Source organism: Methanoculleus formosensis (assembly GCF_025384765.1).
Lineage (GTDB): Archaea > Halobacteriota > Methanomicrobia > Methanomicrobiales > Methanoculleaceae > Methanoculleus > Methanoculleus formosensis.
The window spans coordinates 42,717-62,889 of record NZ_VHLL01000007.1 but is presented as its reverse complement, the minus strand read 5'-3'; the positions used below and the strand labels follow the sequence as shown (position 1 = coordinate 62,889).

Below are 20,173 nucleotides of genomic sequence, written 5' to 3'. Positions count from 1 at the left end.
TTTATCCCGGGTGCCGGCGTGGATAAGGTATATATGGTGCTGTACCTTCTCCGCTCCCATGCAGGAGGAGCACGATCTCCCGGCCCGGATCCTTCGTGCCCTCCGGTTCCGGCCGAAGGGCATGACCATCACCGAGGTGGCAAAACAGCTCGGCGTCACCCGGAACTCAGTCTCAAAACACCTTGAGATCTTCCTGATCGCCGGTAAAGTCGACGTCCGGCAGATCGGGAATGCGAAACTCTACTCCCTTGCCCAGCGCGTCCCGATCTCCGCCTTTCTCTGCTTCACGAAGAACCTGATTCTCATCCTCGATAACGACCAGCGGATCGTCCAGGTCAATGACCAGTGCCTCCGCCATCTCCGGCAGTCGAAGGACGATCTCATCGGCAGGACGATCCGCGAGGCCGCCCTCCCCGTCGTCTCCACCCCCGAAGCGCTCGCGGTGATCGATGAGCTTGAGCGGGAGCAGGTGGTCGCCGATATTCGCTACGCGCGGGAGGACGGGGAGTTCTTCTACCAGATGCAGGCGATCCCGACGACGTTTGAGGACGGGGAGAAGGGTTGCACTCTCGTCCTTGAGGATATCACCGAGCGGAAGCGGTACGTCAGGAACATGGAGTTTCTTGCCCGGACCGGCCGTGATTTCAAGGATATGGATGCGACCGATGACATCTACCAGTACGTTGCACGGGAATTATACACTCTTGCTCCGGGATTCCTGGTCTGGGTTGGCATCATCGATGAATCGGACCAGATGCTCGTTCTAAAAAGCGTCGTCGGAGACCCTGTCGCCATCGCGGTCACGGAGCAGTTCACAGGAATGAAGGTGGAGGGGATGGCGTTTCCTATCACGAAAGCCGATACGGCAGAACTCATCCGTCACCTGAAACTTGTCAAGGCCCCTCCCCTCTACAGGCTCATGCACATGGAGGTCCCTGAGGAGAGCTGCCAGCAGGTTGAGGAGGCTGCAGGGGGCATCGACACCTATCTGATGGGCCTCGTCTCCAGGGGGAGAATCGTGGGAGATGTCGGGATAAGCATCCAGGCGGGCACTGAACTGCCGAACCAGGGACTCATAGAGGCATTCGTCAGGCAGGCCGCGATTGCAATCGATAGGAAGATCGCCGACGACAGACTCAGGCAGAGCCTCGCGCGCGAACTGGAGCAGGTCCGGAACCTGTTGTTCCTCTCCCGGACTGCGATGGATTTCATCGAGATGGACGATTCCGTCGACATCTATCACTACATCGGAGATCGTCTCCATGATCTCACTCCCGACAGCATCATCTTCGTCTGCACCCTGGACGCGGAGCAGCGGGAGATCAGGTTCAGGGCGATCGTGGGAGACAGTGAACAGATCGACCATCTGCGGGACGTTACCGGGACTGAGCTCATTGACGTGCCGTTCCCCATCGATGAGATGCTTCAATCCGGGTTTGATGTATCCGCAGGCAGGATATTTGAGATTTCTTCACTCTACCACACCCTCTTCCACCGGATCCCCGAAGAGCGCTGTGTGCAGGCCGAGATAGAACTCGGGCCCGGCAGGGGATTCGGGAGGAACTTCTCCTGCAGGGAGGGAACGCAGGGGTGCCTATTGATCCAGCCCACCCGGCCGGGTGATCTTACAAACAGGGAAGTCATTGAGGCGTTCGCCAATCAGGTCTCTGTCGCCCTGTTGCGCCGTCGTGCAAGAGGGAACCTCCTCCAGAGTGAGCGGCGGTTCCGTGACCTGGTCGACTCCTCGCCGATTTCATCGGCCGTCATCGAGAGCGACGGCCGCTACACCTACATTAACCGGGCGTTCACCGACCTCTTCGGGTATACGCTCGCGGATATCCCCACCGGGAAAGACTGGCTCCGGCTCGCGTTCCCTGAAGAGGCACAGCGCCGCGAAGCGATCGCCGCCTGGAAGACCGACCGGGAACTGGCCGGCCCCGGCCGGCCCCGCCCGCGGACGTTTCCCGTCCGGTGCCGGGATGGGACTGAAAAGGTGATCCTCTTCCGGCCGGTCGAACTCTCGGACGGGACAGAGTACGTCACCTACGAGGACATCACCGAGGAGCGCCGGGCGTATGGAATGCTGCTTGGCGAGATAGCGGAACTGCGAAAAAAGTAGTTGTCTGGCGCCCTGCATCCGCCGGAAAGATTGGTGCCGGCTTTCCCCTACAGCGTCTCCTCGCCGTAGAGATACGGCCTGAGAGCCTCCGGGATCGTGACCGAGCCGTCCTCGTTCTGGTAGTTCTCGAGGATTGCCCGGATCGCGCGCGACGTCGCTATCGCGGTGCTGTTTAAGGTGTGCAGGTAGCGCTTCTCGGTGAACTCGGTCGGATCGCGCACCTTGATGTTCAGCCTGACCGACTGGTAGGCGGTGCAGTTCGAGCAAGAGACCGCTTCGCGGTAACGCTCCTCGCGTGGCATCCAGACCTCGAGGTCGTACTTCTTCGCGGCGACCGTCCCGATATCCCCCGTGCAGATCAGGACGACCCGGTAGGGGAGGCCGAGGCGCTGGAAGACCTCCTCGGCGTTCGCGAGCAGTTCCTCGTGGAGGTCCCAGGACTGCTCAGGCGTCGCGTAGATGAACTGCTCCACCTTGTGGAACTGGTGGACGCGGAAGAGCCCCTTCGTATCGAGCCCGTGCGCCCCGATCTCGCGCCGGAAGCACGGGCTCAGGCCCGCCAGCCGGAGCGGGAGGTCCTTCTCCTCGAAGATCTCGCCGCTGTACATCGCGGCCATCGGGTGCTCGCTCGTCGCGATCAGGTACTCGTCCTCGTCCTCGATCTTATACATGACGTTCTCGAAGTCGGCGAGATCGGTCACGCCCTCGTATGCGGCCCGGTTCATCATGTAGGGAGGGATGATCGGGGTGTACCCGCGCTCGACGAGGATGTCCATCGTAAACCGCTGGAGCGCCATATCGAGCAGAGCGAGTCTGCCCTTCAGGAAGTAGAACCCTGCCCCGGCAATCTTTGCTGCGCGTTCGAAGTCCGCCCAGTCGTGCTCGACGGCGAGAGCGCCGTGGTTCTCCAGGTCGAACGCGGGAACCTTTGGTTCGCCCCACCGCCGGATCTCGACGTTCTCGGTGTCGTCTTTGCCGATGGGCACGCTCTCGTGGAGGATGTTCGGGAGCCGCATCAGGCGATACCGCACCTCTCCGGTGAGCGTCTCGTGCTCCGCCTCCGCCTCCTTGATCCGTTCCGGGAGGCCTGCGGTTTCGGCGAGGAGATCTGCGATATCTCTCCCTGCCTTCCTCGCCTGGCTGATCTCGCGGGATATGACGTTTTTCCGGTTGCGCAGTTCCCCGATCGCCACGGTGAGCTCCCGGGCCCTCCTGTCCATATCCAGCACCTCGTCGACCCAGGCCAGTTTCTCGGTATCTCCTCTCTTCGTGAGGTCTGCCCGGACGATCTCGGGGTGTGCACGAACGAACTTCAACTCAAGCATGCTGCCTCTCTGTAATACTTTGTGACGACGGTATATGATTCATGTTGCCCCTCCCTGTACCATGAACGCGGCGGGGTGGGGTAGATGCACAGTTACCCCGGGTAGGTGGAGACAGGGGGGGATGCCCCCACGGTCCACTGCCCGGGAATATCCCGGAAGAGAACTGTACTGGCCTTCCCATCGGCCGAAGGCCGGGCACGGCACCCGGATACATCCCGCACACAAAACCTACTCTTATAATCTCCGGAAGGTCAATCCGTTATTATGGAAAAGAACCAGAAGATTGTCCTCGCGGCCGCCGCCCTCGTCACGCTTGGACTGCTCTTCATCGAGCCTATCTTCGCCCTTATCGCCCTCGTCTTCGTGATCGCTCTCCTGATGATCTTCCATATCATGGGAGATACGGCGAACTACCCGCTCGTCATCGCGGAGCTCTCGGAGAATGCGCGGGAGATCACCGTCATCAATACCGGGACTGCGAGGGCGCAGAAGATCCATGTCGCCCTCGTCCCGCTCGACATCGAGTTCGAGGTCGCCTCGCTCGACCCGGACGAGAAGTCCCGGTTCAGCCTGGCGTCGATGGTCTCGGAGGCAAAAGCGGTCGTCACCTACGAGAATACCGAAGGCCAGGAGTTCCGGCGCTCGTATCCGGTCACGGCGCTCGGGGCCGGGCGCGATCCTACCGAACCGCTCATCCCCATCTTCGGGCGCCGGTGAAGGATTAGGTAGTGGGGGAGAACAGCATGTTGATAACGGTGGCCTGCCTCTGCCGGCCGCCCCACTATGTCCTGTGGGTACCGAAGCCTGCCGCCGAAGCCTCGGGGTGCCCCGCCGATTGCTCATAGGGACACCACGAACCTGTGCACGGATTTCCATTGGATATCGCCACCCCCTCAAGGTGATCTCCCACGGTCCACTGCACCGGGCTTTTAATCGAGTCCTGCCTGTCCTTTTATGACAACACGCATGCCGTGGTCAAAACCCCAGGACGGCCCGTTAACCCCGGCACTCCCTACATCGGGCGCTTTCAAAAGAAGTGTTTTTAGGATCCCAGATACTCGAGCGTCCGCGCGAGCGCGGCCGTCAGTTCCTCGTCCTTCTCTGCGTACTCGTAGAGCGCCCGGTAGAGCATGAAGACGAGGTCGTAACCGTAGATATCGAACGCCTCATCCGGCGCGAGCGGCGCAAGGTAGGAGTCCGTCCGGATCTCGGTGTTCGTGTACATCAGTTCGTGGAAGGCTCCGTCTTCGTCGAGGACGCAGATCTGCGCATCGACGGGCATGCTTGGGTCGTCGGGGCGGTAAGGGAGCGGGTCGCCTTTCCCGAGAACGATCATCTTCTTCCCGTAGAACTCCTGGTCGTAGAGGTCTCCCGACGCCTCCCTCTTTGCGCGCCGGAGCATCTCAAGCCCGATCTGTTTCACGACCGGCGCCGTATCGACGGCCATCCGCGCAAGAAGGGCACCCATGCTGCCCCGGAGTTCCGAGGCCGATTCTTCCTTCTTCGCCTGCAGTTCCTCAAGAGTCTCGAGGAGGCGGGCGTATCCCTCTTCGATGGTCGGATCCATTGTTCACTCACCTCTTGCGTATACGAGCATAAGCGCACCGGTTTGTCCTGCTAATCGTCCTGGCGAAGGCGTTCGACCCCGAGGGCGCCCGCATACGCGAGCGTGCTCACCAGGATGATCGTCGCGCCCGAGGGGACGTTCGCGATGTAGGAGAGCCCTATCCCCGTCAGGGTGAAGGCGATGCCGAGGGCGACCGCGAGGAGCATCATGCTCCAGATGCGGGTGGTGTAGAGGCGGCTGATCGCCGCGGGGAGCGTCAGGAGCGCGATCACGAGGATGATCCCCACCACCCGGATCAGCATCACCACCGTGAGCGCGACGAGCACGAGGAGGAGGAGCGAGAGCCGCTCCACCGGGAGGTTCATGACCGTCGCGTAGTCCGGGTCGAACGTGACCGCCTGGAACTCCCGGTAGAGGAGGGCCACGACGGCGACGATGATGACGACGAGCACCCCCATCAGCAGGATGTCTCCCCCTGGGACGAGGAGGATGTTTCCGAAGAGGTAGGAGAAGAGGTCGGGGGCGAATCCCGGTGTCAGGTAGACGAAGAGGATCCCGATGGCCATCCCCGCCGCCCAGACCGCGCCGATGATGGTGTCCATCTGCTGCCGGGCGCGGAGCTGAAGCGCGCCCATCCCGAGCGCCGTCGCCACGGTGAAGGCGGCGGCGCCGAGGAGCGGGTCTATCCCGAGGAAGTAGCCAAGCCCGATCCCGCCGAAGGCCGCGTGGGAGATGCCGCCGCTGACCGAGACCATCCGCCGCACCACGACGTAGGTGCCGATGATGCCGCAGGCGATGCTCGCGAGCACCCCGGCGATGAGGGCGTTCCTGAAGAACTCGAGCCCGAGCACCTCGAACATACTCACTCCTCCTCTACGTGCTCGGAGAAGACCCGGTGCGGGATCCCGTGGGCGATGAGATCGACCGGGCAGTGGTATGCGGCCTCGATCATATCCGGCGTGATCTCGTTCGTGTCGTGCGTATAGAGGCGCCGGTTCAGGCAGGCGACCCGGGTCACGTGCTCCGGGATCACCCCGATGTCGTGGGTCACGAGGACGATCGCCATCTGTCTGCGGAGCCAATCAAGGATATGGTAGAACTGCGCCGCCGTCGGGGCGTCCACGTAGACCGTCGGCTCGTCGAGGAGGAGCACCTTCGGGTCGCCGACGAGCGCCCTGGCGATGATCGCCCGCTGCTGCTCTCCGCCGGAGAGGTTCCGGATCTGCCGGTCGGCGAGACCGGCGATGCCCATCGTCTCGAGAGCCTCCTGTGCCCTGGTGTGGTCTTCCTCGTCGTAGCGCCGCGGGATTCGGGTGATGTGGCCGAGGCGGCCGGAGAGAACCATCTCCTGCACGGTGATGGGATACTCGAAGTCGAACGTCCGAAACTGCGGAACGTAGCCGATCTTCCTCCTCGCCGCCCCCCCCGTTTCGCCGAGGATCCTGACTGTGCCACGGGTGGGGCGAAGGAGGCCGAGGATCACCTTCAGAAGCGTTGTCTTCCCGCCGCCGTTCGGCCCGATGATCGCGTAGAAGTCGTCCGGATAGACGGCGACGTTCACCTCTTCGAGGACGGTATGGCCGCGCAGCCTGACCCAGACGTCCTCGACCTCGATCACGGGAGCGGTCATGGTCTGCCGCTCTCTGCAAACGCCGAGGCCACGTGCCGCATGTTCGCGATGTAAGCCTTTTCGAGCGGGCTCACCGTCACCACCCTGCCCCCGACCGCGTCCGCGATCACCTCGGCGTTCCGGGTGGAGTGCTCGGGCGACGCGAATATCACCCTGATATGCTCCTCCTCCGCCTGCCTGATGAGGTGCTCTATCCTCTGCGGCGAGGGTTCCTTTCCTTCGCTCTCGATCGGCACTTCAGCAAAGCCGTAGTCCCGGGCAAGGTAGGCCCACGACGAGTGGTAGACCATGACCGTCTTCACCCCCGATCGAGCGAGCGCACCGGCGATCTCCGCGTCAAGGGCGTCGAGTTCCCCGAGGTAGACGTCGGCGTTCCGGCGGTAGTCTTCGGCGTTATCCGGGTCGACCGCTATGAGCCCCTCGCGGATCTCCTCGACCATGACCTTCGCGTTTCTTGGGGACGTCCAGATATGGGGGTCGGCTCCCCCATCTTCGCCGTCACCGGCCCTGATCAGGTCGACGCCGCGCGAACAGTCGACGACCAGCATCTCCGGGTTCAGGGCGGCGATCTTGTCCCGCCAGGCGAGTTCGAACTCGATCCCCGAACCGACCGCGGCATGCATATCCGCCCTTGCGACTTCGGCGAGAACCCCCGGCGGGGGTTCGTAGGTGTGCGGGTCGGCCCCCGGCGGCACCAGCAGGATCACCCGGACATGATCGCCCCCCACCCTCTCGACGAACTCTTCTTCGGGCGGTATGGTGACCGCGACGACGACCTCCCCGGTGTCCTGCCGGTCGGTGCCGGTGCATCCCGCCGTGGCTGCTACGAGCAAAAGGACGGTGAATACGGCTGCAACGAGACTCTTCTGCATCCCCATCGTTCTCCCCTTCTGGGTTTGGTATCTGTCTAAACTTTTGCACAGGGGCGGAGGTGCTCCGCCGTCACCTGCGGTCTCCGCCGGGAGTTCTGCAACAGCAATGATCGTGCTCGATCTCCCCGCAGACGCTCATCATCGGGTGCCCGAGCGACGTGCACATCCTGTCGGTGAGGTCCTTCGAGAAGCACTGCTCGATCTTCCCTGCCTCTCTGCAAGCCTCTTCGGGCTCGAGCCCGTGACGGCTGAGCACCAGGGCGACGAGCCGGTGGCGGCGGATCAGGAACCGGGCATACTCGGCACCGGTTAGCGTGAGCCTCACCCCGTGGTAGGGCGTATGCTCAATGTATCCCGCTTTTGCAATCTCCGTGAGCGCTTTCGTCACCGTCGAGGGCGCGACGGAGAAGTGGGCGGCGATCTCGGTCGTCTTCACGACGTCGCCCTGCATGTGGATGTATTTGAGGTATTCCGCCTTCTTCGAGGAGAGTTCCTGGCCGGTGATCCCCTGCATGGGGAGAGGGTATGTCCTGCCGGAAGAAAAAGTTTCGCCGGGGCTAAACTTTCTCGTCCCCGGGCGGGATCAGTTCGGCGGCGACGTAGTGCCGATGGTTCCCGGTTATCACCGCCCGCCCGGCAAACCCGAACGGCAGGTCCCCTTCTACGACGACGTTGAGGTAGCAGGGATTGCGGCAGACGGTCGAGCCCGGCGCGTTCTTCTCGGTCGCGACGACCGGTGTCTCCCGCCCGACCCAGCGCTCGTTGTAGGCATCGTAGATCCGGTTTGCTTCGGCAAGAAGTGCGCGGGAGCGATCTTTTCGTATCCGTTCGGGGAGGTCTTTTAAGGCCGCGGCGGGCGTGCCCGGCCGCCGGGAGTAGCGGGTGATGTTCACCTTCACGAACGCCGCCCTCCGGAGGAGAGCAAGCGTCTGTGAAAACTCCTCATCCGTCTCCCCGGGAAAGCCGGTGATGAAGTCGGAGGAGATCATCATATCCGGGTAGCGTTCCCGGAACGTATCGACGATCCTGACGACGTCGGCAGCGGTGTAGTCGCGCTGCATCCGCTCGAGGACGGTATCGGAGCCCGATTGGACGGGGAGGTGGAGGAACCGGAAGATCTTCTCGCTCTTGTAGGCCTCGACGAGGGGCTCAAGAATCCCGAGCACCGTGGCCGGGTGCATCATCCCCGGCCTGACGGCGAACCTCCCGGGGATCTTCGCTATCTCCTGCAGCAACCCGGGGAGCGACTCGCCGCGGTCAAGCCCCCACGCCGCCACGTCCTGCCCGGTCAGCTGGATCTCATAGGCGCCCGAGGCGACGAGAGCCCGGACGGCGTCGACGATCGCCTCGCGCGGTGCACTTATAAGCCGCCCCCGGGCGAGCCGGGTGATGCAGTAACTGCACCGGCCGACGCACCCGCTTGCCACCTGCACCACGCCGGTCGCCCCCGGCCCCCGGGTGCCGACGCTGCCGGCACGTTCGTGGATCTCGTCCGGATGGATGACGTGCGGCGTGCAGACCGAACGGATCCTCTCCATCTGGACGAGCGGCATGCACCCGGTCACGTAGAGGTCGCGGTCGGCGAATAGAGCGAGGCGCCGGAGCATCTTTCGTTCGGTCGCGCCGATCACCGTGCAGGTATTGACGATGACGGCGTCCGCCTCCTCCGGCCGTTCGGTCATGGTGCAGCCGAGCCCCTCCAGTATCGCCGCGAGCCTCTGACTGTCGGCATGGTTGTAGGTGCACCCGTAGGTCTCGATGTAGACCCGTCTTCCTCGCAGTTCCTCAAACGTGATGGCGATCGACTCTCCTTGCGCGCGGTCGGCGGCCGGCCCGGGTTCCCGGCGGTGTGGTTGCCCCTATCGGTCGGAGGATACTTTTCACCCCTTCCGGCCGGTCTCGGCCTGAGCACAATACTTAACCGCTGACATTACAACTTCTTTATCCGATGATTAAAATAGGGTTGCTGGGATGCGGCAACGTCGGGCATATCATCGCCACAAATGCCGAGAGCATCCAGGTCACGGCCGTCTTCGATATCATCCCCGGGCGGGCGGAGGAACTCGCGGCACTCTGCCATGCCCAGCCGTACACGGACTTCGACGCCTTCATGCAGGACGACTTCTCGATCGTCGTGGAAGCCGCCTCGGTCGACGCCGTCAGGATATATGGCGAGGCCGTCCTCCGGTCTGGGCGGGACATCGCCGTGCTCTCCGCGGGAGCTCTCGCGGACGACGAGTTCCGCGAGCACCTCGTCGAGGTCGCACGGGAGATGGGAAAGAAGATCCGCATCCCGAGCGGAGCCATCATCGGCCTCGACAACCTCAAGGTCGGTCAGATCTCGCCGCCGCGGCAACTCCTCCTGCGGACGACGAAACCTCCCGCGTCGCTCGGGATGACCGCCGAAGCCCCGACCGAGATATTTAAGGGGCTGGCACACGAGTGTATAAAGCAATACCCCAAAAACATCAACGTCGCGGTAGCGCTGGGACTCGCTGCCGGCAGGGACGCCGATGTGGAACTCTGGGTCGATCCTGCGGCGGAGAGGAACACACACGAGATATTCGTCGAGGGAGACTTCGGGGACATCTACGTCCGGGTCAGGAACGTCCCGAGCCCCGGTAACCCGGCGACGAGTTATATGGCGGCACTCTCGATACTGACGCTCTTAAAGAACCTCGAGAACCCCCTGGTGGTTGGTACGTAACAATGGAAAAGGAGATTCGTGCGCTCAAGGCCCAAAAGAACGCAGTCGTCATGGCACATAACTACCAGCCTCTGGAGATCCAGGCGCTCGCCGACGTGGTGGGCGACAGCCTCGAGCTCGCGGTGAAGGCGAAGGAGACCGCGGCCGACCTGATCGTCGTCTGCGGTGTCCGGTTCATGGCCGAGACGGCAAAGATCCTCAACCCCGATCGGAAGGTGGTCATCCCGGTTGAGGACGCAGGATGCCCGCTTGCCGATTTCCTGACCCCGGATATGATCCGGGAGGCACGCCGGCGGCACCCCGACGCGGCCGTGGTAGTCTACGTCAACAGCACGGCGGAGAGCAAGGCGCTTGCCGACGTCACCTGCACCTCGGCAAACGCGGTTCGGATCGTCCAATCGCTCTCAAACGACACGATCCTCTTTGGGCCGGACGCAAACCTCGCGGGATACGTCCAGCGTGAACTCCCCGAAAAGACGATCATCCCCCTCCCACCCGGCGGCCACTGCTACGTCCACGCGGGGTTCACGCTCGCCGACGTCGAGGCGGCCCGGAAGAAAGGCGGCACAATCGTCTGCCACCCTGAATGCCCGCCGGAGGTTCAGGAGCGGGCCGACCGGATAGCCTCCACGGGGGGCATGGTCCGGGACGCCGCGGCCGGCGGGGATGAGCCCTGGTGGGTCTTCACCGAGCGGGAGATGGCCTCCCGCCTGCGGGTGCTCTACCCCGGAAGGGTCTTTTACGAGAAACCGGAGGCCGTCTGCGCGGATATGAAGAAGATCTCTCTTCCCGATCTCCGCCGGGCGCTCGAGTCCGGGGAGCACGAGGTCGTCCTCCCGCCGGACGTCATGGACCGGGCGCGGCGGGCGATCGAGCGGATGATCGCCGTCGGAGCGTGATGCGGATGATCCCGATCGACGACCTGCTCCGGTTCATCCGCGAGGATGCGCCGTGGGGCGACGCCACCTCCGAGGCGGTCGTTCCCGACGTCGCCTGCCGGGCGGTGATCCGGGCGAAGGATACGGGAACCGTCGCCGGCCTCGAGGAAGCACGGGCGCTCTTTGAGCACTTCGGGGTCACGGTGCGCCAGCGCATCCCCGACGGCAGGGCGGTTGCCCCCGGGGAGACTCTTCTCGAACTCGACGGCCCCGCGAGGGCCGTCCTCCTCGTGGAGCGGACGGCGCTCAACATCATCGGGCGGATGAGCGGGATCGCAACCCGGACCCAGGAGGCGGTCGAGGCCGTCCGGGCGGTCTCTCCCGACGTCCGGGTTGCCGCGACCCGGAAAACCGCTCCGGGGCTCCGGATGCTCGACAAAAAGGCGGTGGTCCTCGGCGGGGGCGATCCGCACCGGTACTCTCTCTCGGACATGGTCCTGATCAAGGACAACCACCTCGCGCTGGTGCCGCTCGCCGAGGCGATCCGGAAGGCAAAGGCGCGGAGCCGCTATCGGGCGGTCGAGGTGGAGGTGGAGACGGCACAGGACGCCGTCGAGGCTGCGGCTGCCGGTGCCGATGTCGTCCTTCTCGACAACATGTCGCCGGAAGCCGTCAGGGAGACGGTCGGGGCGCTGGCGGCCCGCGGTCTTCGCGAACGTGTCACCCTCGAGGTCTCGGGGGGTGTCGCCGGCGGCGCCCTTGCCCGGTATGCCGCGACCGGGATCGATATCATCAGCATGGGTGCCCTCACCCATACGGTCAGGAACTTCGACGTCAGCCTGGATATCCTGAAGGGTGCGGGTATCGTCAGGCTTCCGTGAAAAGAGGGGTTTAAGATGCGGTCCCGGGTTCCTCCATCGTGAGCTCGTCCAGGAACGGCATCAGCCCTTTGACATACGGTCTGGTTTTGCCCTTCTCTGTCCTGTGTTCTCCGTAGGCCACGATCTCGATGATCAGCGGGAGCTCGTTCAGTTGCCGGGTGAAGAGGGGGTCCTGCTCGGCGGCGAACCGGAGGAATTCGTTCAGGTCGACGAACGGGCGTTCCGTTTCGGAAACATCGCCGTATTTCTGCAGGTCCTCCTGGAGCGTGGAATCTCTCGCCAGATCCTCCTCGAAGTAGAGGAAGACCTGGAAGTTGTGGCGCCGTCCCATTTTATCGAGGTCTCTGATATCGATCTTCGCTCCGGCAACGATGCCGAGACGTTCCAGGTCCGGGGGAAACGCCGTACCCTCCGGTTTAACCGTCGGACTCTCCATACTATGGTGAAGGCAGGGAGAGTAGAAAAATGCACCCGTTGTGAGCATCTTCCGGGGCAAAACCTTATACCCGACCGGCCCCAGATGGGCGTGAGGTGGCCCATGGCAGGGAGGGATCCCCCGGTGCCGGGGAGAGAGACCGAAGGCCTTGAGAGGGAGGAGAGACTCCATAGGTATCTCTCGATGCTCGGGTCGGGGGATCTCAACGAACGGTGGCGGGCTGCTGACGCGCTCGGGGAACTCGGCGACAGTCGCGCGGTACAGCCGCTCATCGAAGCGCTGGAGGACGAGTACGTCGATGTCCGGTGGAAGGCGGCGAAGGCACTCGGGCTCATCGATGGGCGCGAACCCGTCCTCCCGTTGATACGGAGCCTGGAGGACGACAGCCCCTGGGTCCGGGTGGGGGCGGCCTGGGCGCTCGGGAAGATCGGCGATCCCCGGGCGGTCGAACCGTTGATCCGGTTACTCGACGACACGAAACCCCGGGTCCGGAGGATGGCGGCCTGGGCGCTCGGCCGGATAGGCAACCCGCGGGCCCGGGAACCACTTTTGCGCCTTCTCGGGGATGCCGACCGCGATGTCAGGGTTGCCGGGCGGCAGGCGCTCGACGAGATCGGAACCGAGCGGGAGATACCGAGCGTCTGAAGAGGGTGCGGCTCTCAGTCCGGTCCTCCCCTGCTGGCGGTCGCGTTTTGTATGCGTTTATTATCCAGGAACGTCTTCTTATATCTGATAGGGTGTTGCAATCGGTTTATATGCCTGGCTGAGCGCCCAGAAGGAGATGGACATGGACATATTCATGAAGTGCGCCGTTGAGGAGGCGGAAACGGGCCTGAGGGAGGGCGGAATACCCATTGGCTCGGTGCTGGTCTGCGACGGCCGGATCATTGGGCGGGGCCGGAACCGCCGGGTCCAGGATGACGATCCCGTTCTCCACGCCGAGATCGACTGCCTGAGGGACGCCGGACGGGTCCGCAGCTACGCGGGATGCACGCTCTACTCGACGCTGATGCCCTGCTACCTCTGTGCGGGGGCTGCCGTCCAGTTCGGGATCGGGAAGGTCGTGGCGGGGGAGTCGAAGAACTTCGCGGGGGCGCGGGAGTTCCTTGAGTCGCACGGAGTCGAGGTGCTGGATCTCGATCTCGACGTCTGCAAGGAGATGATGGGCACGTTCATCGCGGAGCATCCCGACCTCTGGTACGAGGATATCGGGGAGTTGTGAGGCGGTTTATGGCCGGGGACACGTTCTTCCGCTACACCGCCGTTGCCGTCGCCTGCCTCATCGCCGGGGTCTTGATCGGTCTTGCGGTCGCTCCTCTCCCGGCCGTTCCCGCGTCCGGAGATAGGGATACACTCTTTCAGGTCTCGACGATCGATGCGCTCCTCCAGGGCACCTATGACGGGAGCATGACGTTTGACGAGCTCGCGAGGCACGGGGACTTCGGGATCGGGTGCGGCGACCGGCTCGATGGGGAGCTGATCGGCATCGACGGCGAGTGGTACCTGATCCGGGTCGATGGTCGGGCCTACCCGGTTTCCGGGAACGCGACGACACCGTTTGCGGCCGCGACCTTCTTCGATCAGGACGTTTCGGTCGTGATCGATGAACCGATGAACCTGACCGCTCTCCAGAACCGTGTGGAGTCGGAGTTTCCTTCAGAGAACCTCTTCTACGCGATCAGGGTGGACGGCACCTTCTCGCATATGGTGACCCGGAGCGTGCCCGCCCAGGAGAAGCCTTACCCGCGGCTCGTCGATGTGACGGCAAACCAGACGGTCTTTACGTTTGAGAACATCACCGGAACCGCCGTCGGGTTCTGGACGCCGGCACTGGCGGAAGGGGTCAATGTCCCCGGCTACCACCTTCACTTCATCACCGACGACCGGACCGCCGGCGGCCATGTGCTCGACATGATCCTGGCGGAGGGCACCGTGCAGGTCGACACCACGGCGAACTTCACCATGGCGCTCCCGTCCGGGGGCGACTTCTGGACGGTCGACCTCTCAGGAGACCTCTCGGAAGACCTTGAAAGGGTTGAGTAGATCCGGGAAGAACCCTTTTTTTATGGCGCGCTTTTGCGAGATCCCGCGGTCTCGCGTGCGGTATTGATGGCGGGGCCTGTCTGAGACGTCCCGGTCGGGAGGAGGACACCCCTTCTCCTGTTCCTACCTATCCGGGGTATCTGGAACCCCCACTCCATCTGGCTCGCGGTGTGAGCCGGACCTCCACCCTCCTCCGGCATCTCCCCATGCAGTGGACTGGGGGTATCGCCATTGGGGGAGGCGGCCCGCGGGGGCATCCCCCCTCCCCTGTCTCTCCCCATCTTGGATACCTGTAGCCCCACCCCGCCCGCGCTCCTCCCCCGCCCCCAGGGGCGGGGGCAGTGCGTGGCGATGCCCGGTTAAAAGCCGTGCAAGGTTCTTCTCCGGTATCCCCATCGTAGTGGACCGTGGGGGTATTACCATTGGGGGAGGCGACTCGCGGTGAGGGCCCCCTCACGATAACAACGAGAGGCAACCGCCAGCAAACCGCTCCGGCTGTCCCGGCCGCCCGGGCTGAAAAAGAGGACGGCTTACCGGACGACGAGCAGCGGCGGTCTGACCGCACCGCCGATCTGTTCGAGCAGAGCGCTGACCCGGTTCTTCCCGCTTCTGCCGAACGTGCCCATGACGACCAGGCTGTATCCGCCGGAGTTTGCCTCCCTGATGACCTCGTCCCTGACACGCCCTTCCACGACCTTTGCGGAGCACTGGATCTTCTCGCCCTTGTAGCGGGAAAGAAGGCTGTTCTGCTCGTCCTGGATATCTTTGTGCATGTCTTCCCAGATCCGGCCTTCATAATCCTTCAGCTGGGCGCAGATGCCGCTCTGGGTGCAGAAGTTGAACGCCATCGCTTTGGCTTCCACGATATCCAGCACCGAGAAGAGGACTACCTCGGCGTTCTTCCGCTTTGCCACTTCAATCGCATGCAGAGCCGCTTTCTGGCTCCACTTCGAACCATCGATAAGCACGAGTATCTTCATGATCACACCACAAATTTCAGCCAGAGTATTCCAAACCCAACCGCCACCGTCACGAAGAGCACGAGCATCCCCACCTTCAGGAACTCGACGAAGGAGATGTGGAACCCCTCGCGCTCAGCGATACCGATGACGACCACGTTTGCCGACGCCCCGATGGCAGTCCCGTTCCCGCCGAGACACGCACCGAGGGCGAGTGCCCACCAGAGCGGGTAGACGTCCATCGTCGACCCCATGCTCTGGATAAGCGGTATCATCGCCGCGGTCAGGGGGATGTTGTCCAAGATCGCCGATGCGATGGCGGCAAACCAGGTCACGATGAATATCGCCTCTCCGGTCGAACCGATGTTCTCGATCATGACCGAGGCGATGCCTGCAATGACGCCGGTCTCGACGAGAGCACCGACGATGACAAAGAGCCCTCCGAAGAAGAAGAGGGCCGGCCACTCGATCTTCTCGAGTATCTCCTCAGGCGGTTGCCTGCTCCAGACGAGGAGGATCGCAGCACCGATGAGGGCCACCTCTGCAGGCTCAAGGCCCATCGCCGGGTCGACGAACGGCAGGACCGTGTGCAGGATTGCTCCGATCTGGTCGTGGACGAAGAAGAGGAGGACCACGAAGAGGATGACGGTCACCGATTTATAGAAGAGCGACCGGTCGGTGATCGCCGCCCGCTCGTCGAGACCGTTGAGCGTCTTGACCATCTCCTTCTGTTCTTCGGGGTTCACCTTCATCGAGCGACCGTAGATGAGGTACATCATCCCGAGGAGGATCACCATATTGATCACCATGATGGGGCCGAGATGAATCAGGAACTCGTTGAAGGAGAGGCCGGCGGCCGAACCGATCATGATGTTCGGCGGGTCGCCGATGAGTGTTGCGGCCCCGCCGATGTTGGAGGCAAAGATCTCCGTCACCAGGAACGGAATGGGGTTGAGTTCCATCACCTTCGCGACGTAGAGGAGCATCGGCGTGAGGAGGAGGACGGTGGTGACGTTGTCGAGGAACGCGCTCACCACCGCGGTCACGATCGCAAAGAGGATGAGGACCCGTATCGGGCTCCCACCCGCGAGTTTCGCTGTCCGTATCGCGATGTACTCGAAGAGGCCGCTGCCGCGTGCGGTGTTGACGATGATCATCATCCCGATGAGCAGGAAGATCGTTCCGAAGTCGATGTGCTCGAGGAGCGCATCCCAGGGGACGATCCCGATGAAGACCACGATCGCCGCACCGAGCATGGCGGCGACCGCCCGGTGGATCCGTTCGTCGATGATGAGCGCGTAGGTGAAGAGGAAGACCGCTACCGCGATCAGTGCAACCGTATCCACTGTGCACCCTTCAGTATATGAGCGCGGGGGTCTGGACCCGCTGGCAGAGGCGCAGAACGATCGGGCTCACCGAGTCGCCGGTCGACTCCCCGTCGGCGTAACTGCGGCAGAGCGCAACCATGTCATGGTTCTTTGCCATCCGGGCAACGTCGTCGCCTTTGTGTCCGACAAACATCCGCGTCTGGGTTGAAAACCCACGCTCTTCGAGTTTTGCTGCAGTCCGTTCGAGGAGTCTCTGGCCGTACTCTTCCTTCTTTGCCCGGAACTCCTCCGCCGACTCATGGCCGAGCGTCTGTTTGAGGAGGTCGATCACCCCGGCGTCGGTTATGTAGGCGAGCGATATTGTGGCGTCGTAGGCAGAGAAGACGTCGATTGCTTCGTCACCGATGTCGTGAACGAAGGAGTCGAGCGGCACCAGGATCGACCGGATCTCAGGAACGACCATCTCTTCGTCGGTCAGCAGGAACTCGCTGTAATCCTTCAGGACCGAGTCGTACCGCTTCCCGACGATATCTTTGAACTTTCGCTGGATCAAGGAAGAAGAGTATCCCATTGTGATCTAGGTATCCCGGCGCGCTGGTTTAATACTTTTGTTTGGCCGATTCCGCGCCCGCTTACTCTCGATTTGCCGGAAGGCGCTCCCCTGGCGTGATTTGCCGGCAGTCGGAACCGGCCTTGTGGCGCACCGGGTTTGCCGTCATCGCTCGCCTAAAGACGCGAGCGCCTCCCGACAGGCCGGGCAGAGCCTTTTCTTCTTCCGGTCCAGTTCGTCCAGGGTCTTCGGCCGGAACATGACGCACTCGGGGTCGGGACAGTGGTCGAGTCCGAGGAGGTGCCCGAGTTCGTGCGCGCCTTCTTTGGCAGTCCGGTCGACGAGGTCGGTGTCGTCCGGCGTCCGGTCATAGTAGTCGTTGCCGAGACGGGCGGTCGAGACGACGGCGACGCCGCATGCCGGTCTCGCGAGGCCGAAGACGAAGTCGAATCCATTGGCGTAGAGATCGCGGGAGGTGACGAGCAGCAGGGGGCCGTCGATATCGTATCTGCGCGTGAGGGTGTCCTGCAGGCGGTCCAGGATCTTTTGAGCATCGTGCTGGTCGCGGTTCCGGTCGTAGCCGTCGATGAGGAACGGGTATTCGACGAGTACGGGATCTCTTTCGAGGATCATCGCGATCATCCTGATGACCGGGAGTTCGATACCTCCCGGTGCCTGAGGGTCCCAAAGAATATTGATGCCCATTACCTAATCTCTGGGTAATGTGTCACTATAAACGTATTGAACGGAGTATCGGGGAATATATCGCCGGCCGTTACCGGCGGGCCGTGGAGGTGGGTATCGGCAACAACCCCGAGGCCGCAAGGCTGATCAGGGCCGCCGGTGCCCTGATGCTCTGCACCGACGTCAGGCCGGGGATCCGGCACGACGGGCTTACTGTGGTGACCGACGATGTCTTTGAACCGGACATCCGACTGTATGAGGGCGCGGACCTGATCTACGCGGTGAGGCCCGGCGTGGAGATGGTCCCGCCGCTGATCGCGCTTGCCGACCGGATCGACAGCGATCTCCTGGTCTACCACCTGGGATGCGAGATCTACGGGGGTGGCGGCGAGATCGTGGACTGCGGCCCGGTTCTCCTTCACTGCTACCACCGCCGGGGTATGTAGGCCTGTATGTCTCTTCCGATAGCCCCCACCCCGCCCGGCCTTCGGCCTCCTCCCCCGCCCCTCGTGGGCGGGGGCAGTGCCCGGGCGTTGCCACGGGAAAGCCGTGTTCTGGGAGCAAGCCGGCGAACTATCCTTCTCCAGAATCTCACCATGCACTGGACTGTGAGAATATCCGCCATTGGGGGATGGGGGCTCGGGGGTATGGCCTTCCCGTATCTCTTCCTGTTCAGGATATCTGTCATCCCCACAGGTGGAGAGCCGCACGCGCCAAATTCTTCAAAAATATGATGATCTGGTGTTCTAGAAGAGCGTCGCCTGGCCCGGGGGCGGGTCCCGCCGCGATTCTCCGGTATCGGCGGGAGGGTCGTCGTCCCGGGACTTCCTGGTCTTTCGGGCCGCCTTCTCTCCGGCGGCGGCCTTCTTTGCCCTCTCCTTCTCCTCCTTTGCCACGTCTTTGACGATCTTCGTCGCCCGGGCTTTGTCGTGGATGAAGAGAGTCAGTTCGTCGGCGTCGAGCTCGAACCCGCGGACGTATTTTTCGGGGTCCTGCTCGACGAGGATGCTGATCGCGGTGAAGAAGTCTTCCCGCAGCGCATCCTCAGGGATATGCGTCATCTCGCTGAGTTTCCGGGAGAGCCCTGCCCGGACCGCCTTCTGCTTCTTCGACGCACCCATCTTCTGCCAGCGCGCCGGCGGCATGATGCGGCCGCGGACGCCGTGCCCGCCGGCGGCGTCGGCGACGCCGAGGAGCATCACCGCGTTTGCGTAGCGCCAGAGGGTGTAGTACTGCCGCCGGTACGTCCGGCCGATATACTCGTCCGCCCTCGCGAGGCTGGCGTAGCCTTTTGCGAGAGAGGCGAGATCCGGCATGTGTTCGAGGTTCCCCTCGAGCCACTGCTCGACAGTGTCGGGGGTGTCCTCGACCTCCACCGCCATGCGGAGCAGGTCGGCATCCCTCCTCCCCTTATAGACCGCTCCGACGAGTTCGAAGATGGTCAAGCGCTCGTCCTTTGTGGAGGTGTGGACGTCGCCCGCCGTGAGGTGCTCCTTCCCGATGGCCGCGGCGTAGAGCATGTTCACCGCGGCTCGCATATCGCCGTCGGCCCGGTTCGCGATCTCGTCGAGCGCGGCGGGATCGCATGTCACGCCTTCCGCGGCGCAGATCTGGCGGAGGCGGGGGACGATCGAGCGGGCCTGGAGCGCCCGGAACTGCACCGGTTCCGTGACCGCCTTGAGCTCTCTCGTGAGGGAGTAGTAGTCGTTTGCGATCAGGATGATCGGCTGCTGCGCCGCCGCGATGATCTCCATGATCGCCTTCGCCCCTCCCCGATCGGCCTGCCCGTGCAGGTTGTCGGCCTCGTCCAGCAGGATGAGTTTTCGGCTCGCGCCGGAGAGGCTTGCCGTGGTGGAGCCCGAACCCGCCACCTTCTCGAGGGCCGCTTTCGTCCGCTGGTCGGAGGCGTTCAGTTCCACGACCTCCCAGTTCATGTCGTTCGCGAGGGCATGCGCACTCGAGGTCTTGCCGGTGCCGGGTTTTCCGTACAGGATGAGCGGTTTCTTCTGCCGCGACCAGTCCCGCGCCCACTCGAATATCTGCCTGACGGCACCGGAGTTCCCCACGATGTCCTGGAGATGTTGCGGCCTGTACTTCTCCACCCAGTCCATACCAGACTATTCGACGCGGGGCATCAAAAATGCCACCCCGGTGCGGGTGCAGAAGGACCGGGAGGGCGCGCCGCAGGGGAGCC

Annotated in this window: 22 protein-coding genes; 9 read left to right on the top strand and 13 right to left on the bottom strand. The window is 63.1% G+C overall.

Annotation, left to right across the window (positions count from 1 at the left end; all coding sequences use genetic code 11):
• Positions 1-58 precede the first annotated feature (58 nt).
• Positions 59-2,119, top strand: coding sequence for a PAS domain S-box protein (locus FKB36_RS11125; RefSeq protein ID WP_261598145.1), 2,061 nt, complete (start codon positions 59-61; stop codon positions 2,117-2,119).
• A 47-nt stretch (positions 2,120-2,166) separates the two neighbouring features.
• Here FKB36_RS11125 and serS read toward each other — a convergent pair whose 3' ends face one another.
• Positions 2,167-3,444 (bottom strand): serine--tRNA ligase, encoded by a 1,278-nt coding sequence (serS, locus tag FKB36_RS11120; protein ID WP_261598144.1) that lies wholly within the window; start codon positions 3,442-3,444, stop codon positions 2,167-2,169.
• A 264-nt stretch (positions 3,445-3,708) separates the two neighbouring features.
• Here serS and FKB36_RS11115 point away from each other — a divergent pair, with 264 nt between their 5' ends.
• Positions 3,709-4,161 (top strand): hypothetical protein, encoded by a 453-nt coding sequence (locus tag FKB36_RS11115; protein WP_261598143.1) that lies wholly within the window; start codon positions 3,709-3,711, stop codon positions 4,159-4,161.
• A 325-nt stretch (positions 4,162-4,486) separates the two neighbouring features.
• Here FKB36_RS11115 and FKB36_RS11110 read toward each other — a convergent pair whose 3' ends face one another.
• From FKB36_RS11110 to FKB36_RS11085, 6 genes are all read right to left on the bottom strand, one after another.
• Positions 4,487-5,011 carry a hypothetical protein gene (locus FKB36_RS11110; RefSeq protein WP_261598142.1) on the bottom strand — a complete coding sequence of 175 codons (525 nt, stop codon included), beginning with the start codon at positions 5,009-5,011 and terminating at the stop codon, positions 4,487-4,489.
• Positions 5,012-5,061: 50 nt separating this feature from the next.
• Complete coding sequence (locus tag FKB36_RS11105; RefSeq protein WP_261598141.1) at positions 5,062-5,871, bottom strand: metal ABC transporter permease; 810 nt, start codon at positions 5,869-5,871, stop codon at positions 5,062-5,064.
• Positions 5,872-5,873: 2 nt separating this feature from the next.
• Positions 5,874-6,641: a metal ABC transporter ATP-binding protein gene (locus tag FKB36_RS11100; protein WP_261598140.1), complete on the bottom strand. Its 768-nt coding sequence runs from the start codon at positions 6,639-6,641 to the stop codon at positions 5,874-5,876.
• Entirely contained in the window at positions 6,638-7,513 is an 876-nt protein-coding gene (locus FKB36_RS11095; protein WP_261598139.1) for a metal ABC transporter solute-binding protein, Zn/Mn family, read from the bottom strand. The genes FKB36_RS11100 and FKB36_RS11095 overlap by 4 nt, the downstream gene beginning before the upstream one ends.
• Before the next feature lie 70 nt (positions 7,514-7,583).
• A complete protein-coding gene (locus FKB36_RS11090; RefSeq protein WP_261598138.1) occupies positions 7,584-8,027 on the bottom strand; it encodes a metal-dependent transcriptional regulator in 444 nt (147 codons plus the stop codon).
• A gap of 43 nt (positions 8,028-8,070) precedes the next feature.
• Positions 8,071-9,273: a tRNA (N(6)-L-threonylcarbamoyladenosine(37)-C(2))-methylthiotransferase gene (locus tag FKB36_RS11085; protein WP_390895712.1), complete on the bottom strand. Its 1,203-nt coding sequence runs from the start codon at positions 9,271-9,273 to the stop codon at positions 8,071-8,073.
• Between the two features lie 188 nt (positions 9,274-9,461).
• Here FKB36_RS11085 and nadX point away from each other — a divergent pair, with 188 nt between their 5' ends.
• From nadX to nadC, 3 genes are read left to right on the top strand one after another with little or no spacing between them, the layout of a single operon-like run.
• Positions 9,462-10,220, top strand: coding sequence for an aspartate dehydrogenase (gene nadX / locus FKB36_RS11080; protein ID WP_261598137.1), 759 nt, complete (start codon positions 9,462-9,464; stop codon positions 10,218-10,220).
• Between the two features lie 2 nt (positions 10,221-10,222).
• Entirely contained in the window at positions 10,223-11,119 is an 897-nt protein-coding gene (gene nadA / locus FKB36_RS11075; protein ID WP_261598136.1) for a quinolinate synthase NadA, read from the top strand.
• Between the two features lie 5 nt (positions 11,120-11,124).
• Positions 11,125-11,979 (top strand): carboxylating nicotinate-nucleotide diphosphorylase, encoded by an 855-nt coding sequence (gene nadC / locus FKB36_RS11070; RefSeq protein ID WP_261598135.1) that lies wholly within the window; start codon positions 11,125-11,127, stop codon positions 11,977-11,979.
• Positions 11,980-11,989: 10 nt separating this feature from the next.
• Here nadC and FKB36_RS11065 read toward each other — a convergent pair whose 3' ends face one another.
• Positions 11,990-12,415, bottom strand: a complete 426-nt coding sequence (locus FKB36_RS11065) for a hypothetical protein (RefSeq protein WP_261598134.1) — start codon at positions 12,413-12,415, stop codon at positions 11,990-11,992.
• A gap of 102 nt (positions 12,416-12,517) precedes the next feature.
• Between FKB36_RS11065 and FKB36_RS11060 the strand changes: the two genes are divergently transcribed.
• The 3 genes from FKB36_RS11060 (at position 12,518) to budA (ending at position 14,458) form a co-directional block, all read left to right on the top strand.
• On the top strand, positions 12,518-13,060 hold the full coding sequence (locus FKB36_RS11060) for a HEAT repeat domain-containing protein (RefSeq protein ID WP_261598133.1): 543 nt from the start codon (positions 12,518-12,520) through the stop codon (positions 13,058-13,060).
• 142 nt (positions 13,061-13,202) lie between these two features.
• Positions 13,203-13,637, top strand: coding sequence for a nucleoside deaminase (locus tag FKB36_RS11055; RefSeq protein WP_261598132.1), 435 nt, complete (start codon positions 13,203-13,205; stop codon positions 13,635-13,637).
• Positions 13,634-14,458, top strand: a complete 825-nt coding sequence (gene budA, locus FKB36_RS11050) for an acetolactate decarboxylase (protein WP_261598130.1) — start codon at positions 13,634-13,636, stop codon at positions 14,456-14,458. The genes FKB36_RS11055 and budA overlap by 4 nt, the downstream gene beginning before the upstream one ends.
• Before the next feature lie 530 nt (positions 14,459-14,988).
• On the opposite strand, the gene FKB36_RS11045 is transcribed toward budA, so the two are convergent.
• From FKB36_RS11045 to FKB36_RS11030, 4 genes are all read right to left on the bottom strand, one after another.
• Positions 14,989-15,438 carry a universal stress protein gene (locus FKB36_RS11045; RefSeq protein WP_261598129.1) on the bottom strand — a complete coding sequence of 150 codons (450 nt, stop codon included), beginning with the start codon at positions 15,436-15,438 and terminating at the stop codon, positions 14,989-14,991.
• Positions 15,439-15,440: 2 nt separating this feature from the next.
• A complete protein-coding gene (locus FKB36_RS11040; RefSeq protein ID WP_261598128.1) occupies positions 15,441-16,763 on the bottom strand; it encodes an ArsB/NhaD family transporter in 1,323 nt (440 codons plus the stop codon).
• A gap of 10 nt (positions 16,764-16,773) precedes the next feature.
• The gene (locus tag FKB36_RS11035) at positions 16,774-17,316 is read right to left on the bottom strand and encodes a universal stress protein (RefSeq protein ID WP_261598127.1); all 543 of its coding nucleotides are present in this window, start codon (positions 17,314-17,316) and stop codon (positions 16,774-16,776) included.
• Between the two features lie 144 nt (positions 17,317-17,460).
• Positions 17,461-18,000 (bottom strand): archaemetzincin family Zn-dependent metalloprotease, encoded by a 540-nt coding sequence (locus FKB36_RS11030; RefSeq protein ID WP_261598126.1) that lies wholly within the window; start codon positions 17,998-18,000, stop codon positions 17,461-17,463.
• Positions 18,001-18,017: 17 nt separating this feature from the next.
• On the opposite strand from FKB36_RS11030, the gene FKB36_RS11025 reads away from it, so the two are divergent.
• Positions 18,018-18,425, top strand: a complete 408-nt coding sequence (locus FKB36_RS11025) for a UPF0146 family protein (RefSeq protein WP_261598125.1) — start codon at positions 18,018-18,020, stop codon at positions 18,423-18,425.
• Positions 18,426-18,725: 300 nt separating this feature from the next.
• Here FKB36_RS11025 and FKB36_RS11020 read toward each other — a convergent pair whose 3' ends face one another.
• Positions 18,726-20,090, bottom strand: coding sequence for a replication factor C large subunit (locus tag FKB36_RS11020; protein WP_261598124.1), 1,365 nt, complete (start codon positions 20,088-20,090; stop codon positions 18,726-18,728).
• Between the last annotated feature and the right edge of the window lie 83 nt (positions 20,091-20,173).

Excerpts from the sequence above, each read along its gene's own strand:
- FKB36_RS11055 (WP_261598132.1), top strand. The coding sequence starts at position 13,203 with ATGGACATATTCATGAAGTGCGCCGTTGAGGAGGCGGAAACGGGCCTG.
- FKB36_RS11020 (WP_261598124.1), bottom strand. The coding sequence starts at position 20,090 with ATGGACTGGGTGGAGAAGTACAGGCCGCAACATCTCCAGGACATCGTG.
- FKB36_RS11105 (WP_261598141.1), bottom strand. The coding sequence starts at position 5,871 with ATGTTCGAGGTGCTCGGGCTCGAGTTCTTCAGGAACGCCCTCATCGCC.
- FKB36_RS11125 (WP_261598145.1), top strand. The coding sequence starts at position 59 with ATGCAGGAGGAGCACGATCTCCCGGCCCGGATCCTTCGTGCCCTCCGG.
- FKB36_RS11115 (WP_261598143.1), top strand. The coding sequence starts at position 3,709 with ATGGAAAAGAACCAGAAGATTGTCCTCGCGGCCGCCGCCCTCGTCACG.
- nadC (WP_261598135.1), top strand. The coding sequence starts at position 11,125 with ATGATCCCGATCGACGACCTGCTCCGGTTCATCCGCGAGGATGCGCCG.
- nadA (WP_261598136.1), top strand. The coding sequence starts at position 10,223 with ATGGAAAAGGAGATTCGTGCGCTCAAGGCCCAAAAGAACGCAGTCGTC.
- FKB36_RS11065 (WP_261598134.1), bottom strand. The coding sequence starts at position 12,415 with ATGGAGAGTCCGACGGTTAAACCGGAGGGTACGGCGTTTCCCCCGGAC.
- FKB36_RS11045 (WP_261598129.1), bottom strand. The coding sequence starts at position 15,438 with ATGAAGATACTCGTGCTTATCGATGGTTCGAAGTGGAGCCAGAAAGCG.
- FKB36_RS11095 (WP_261598139.1), bottom strand. The coding sequence starts at position 7,513 with ATGCAGAAGAGTCTCGTTGCAGCCGTATTCACCGTCCTTTTGCTCGTA.
- FKB36_RS11025 (WP_261598125.1), top strand. The coding sequence starts at position 18,018 with ATGTGTCACTATAAACGTATTGAACGGAGTATCGGGGAATATATCGCC.
- nadX (WP_261598137.1), top strand. The coding sequence starts at position 9,462 with ATGATTAAAATAGGGTTGCTGGGATGCGGCAACGTCGGGCATATCATC.
- FKB36_RS11100 (WP_261598140.1), bottom strand. The coding sequence starts at position 6,641 with ATGACCGCTCCCGTGATCGAGGTCGAGGACGTCTGGGTCAGGCTGCGC.
- serS (WP_261598144.1), bottom strand. The coding sequence starts at position 3,444 with ATGCTTGAGTTGAAGTTCGTTCGTGCACACCCCGAGATCGTCCGGGCA.
- FKB36_RS11090 (WP_261598138.1), bottom strand. The coding sequence starts at position 8,027 with ATGCAGGGGATCACCGGCCAGGAACTCTCCTCGAAGAAGGCGGAATAC.
- FKB36_RS11110 (WP_261598142.1), bottom strand. The coding sequence starts at position 5,011 with ATGGATCCGACCATCGAAGAGGGATACGCCCGCCTCCTCGAGACTCTT.
- FKB36_RS11060 (WP_261598133.1), top strand. The coding sequence starts at position 12,518 with ATGGCAGGGAGGGATCCCCCGGTGCCGGGGAGAGAGACCGAAGGCCTT.
- FKB36_RS11035 (WP_261598127.1), bottom strand. The coding sequence starts at position 17,316 with ATGGGATACTCTTCTTCCTTGATCCAGCGAAAGTTCAAAGATATCGTC.
- FKB36_RS11030 (WP_261598126.1), bottom strand. The coding sequence starts at position 18,000 with ATGGGCATCAATATTCTTTGGGACCCTCAGGCACCGGGAGGTATCGAA.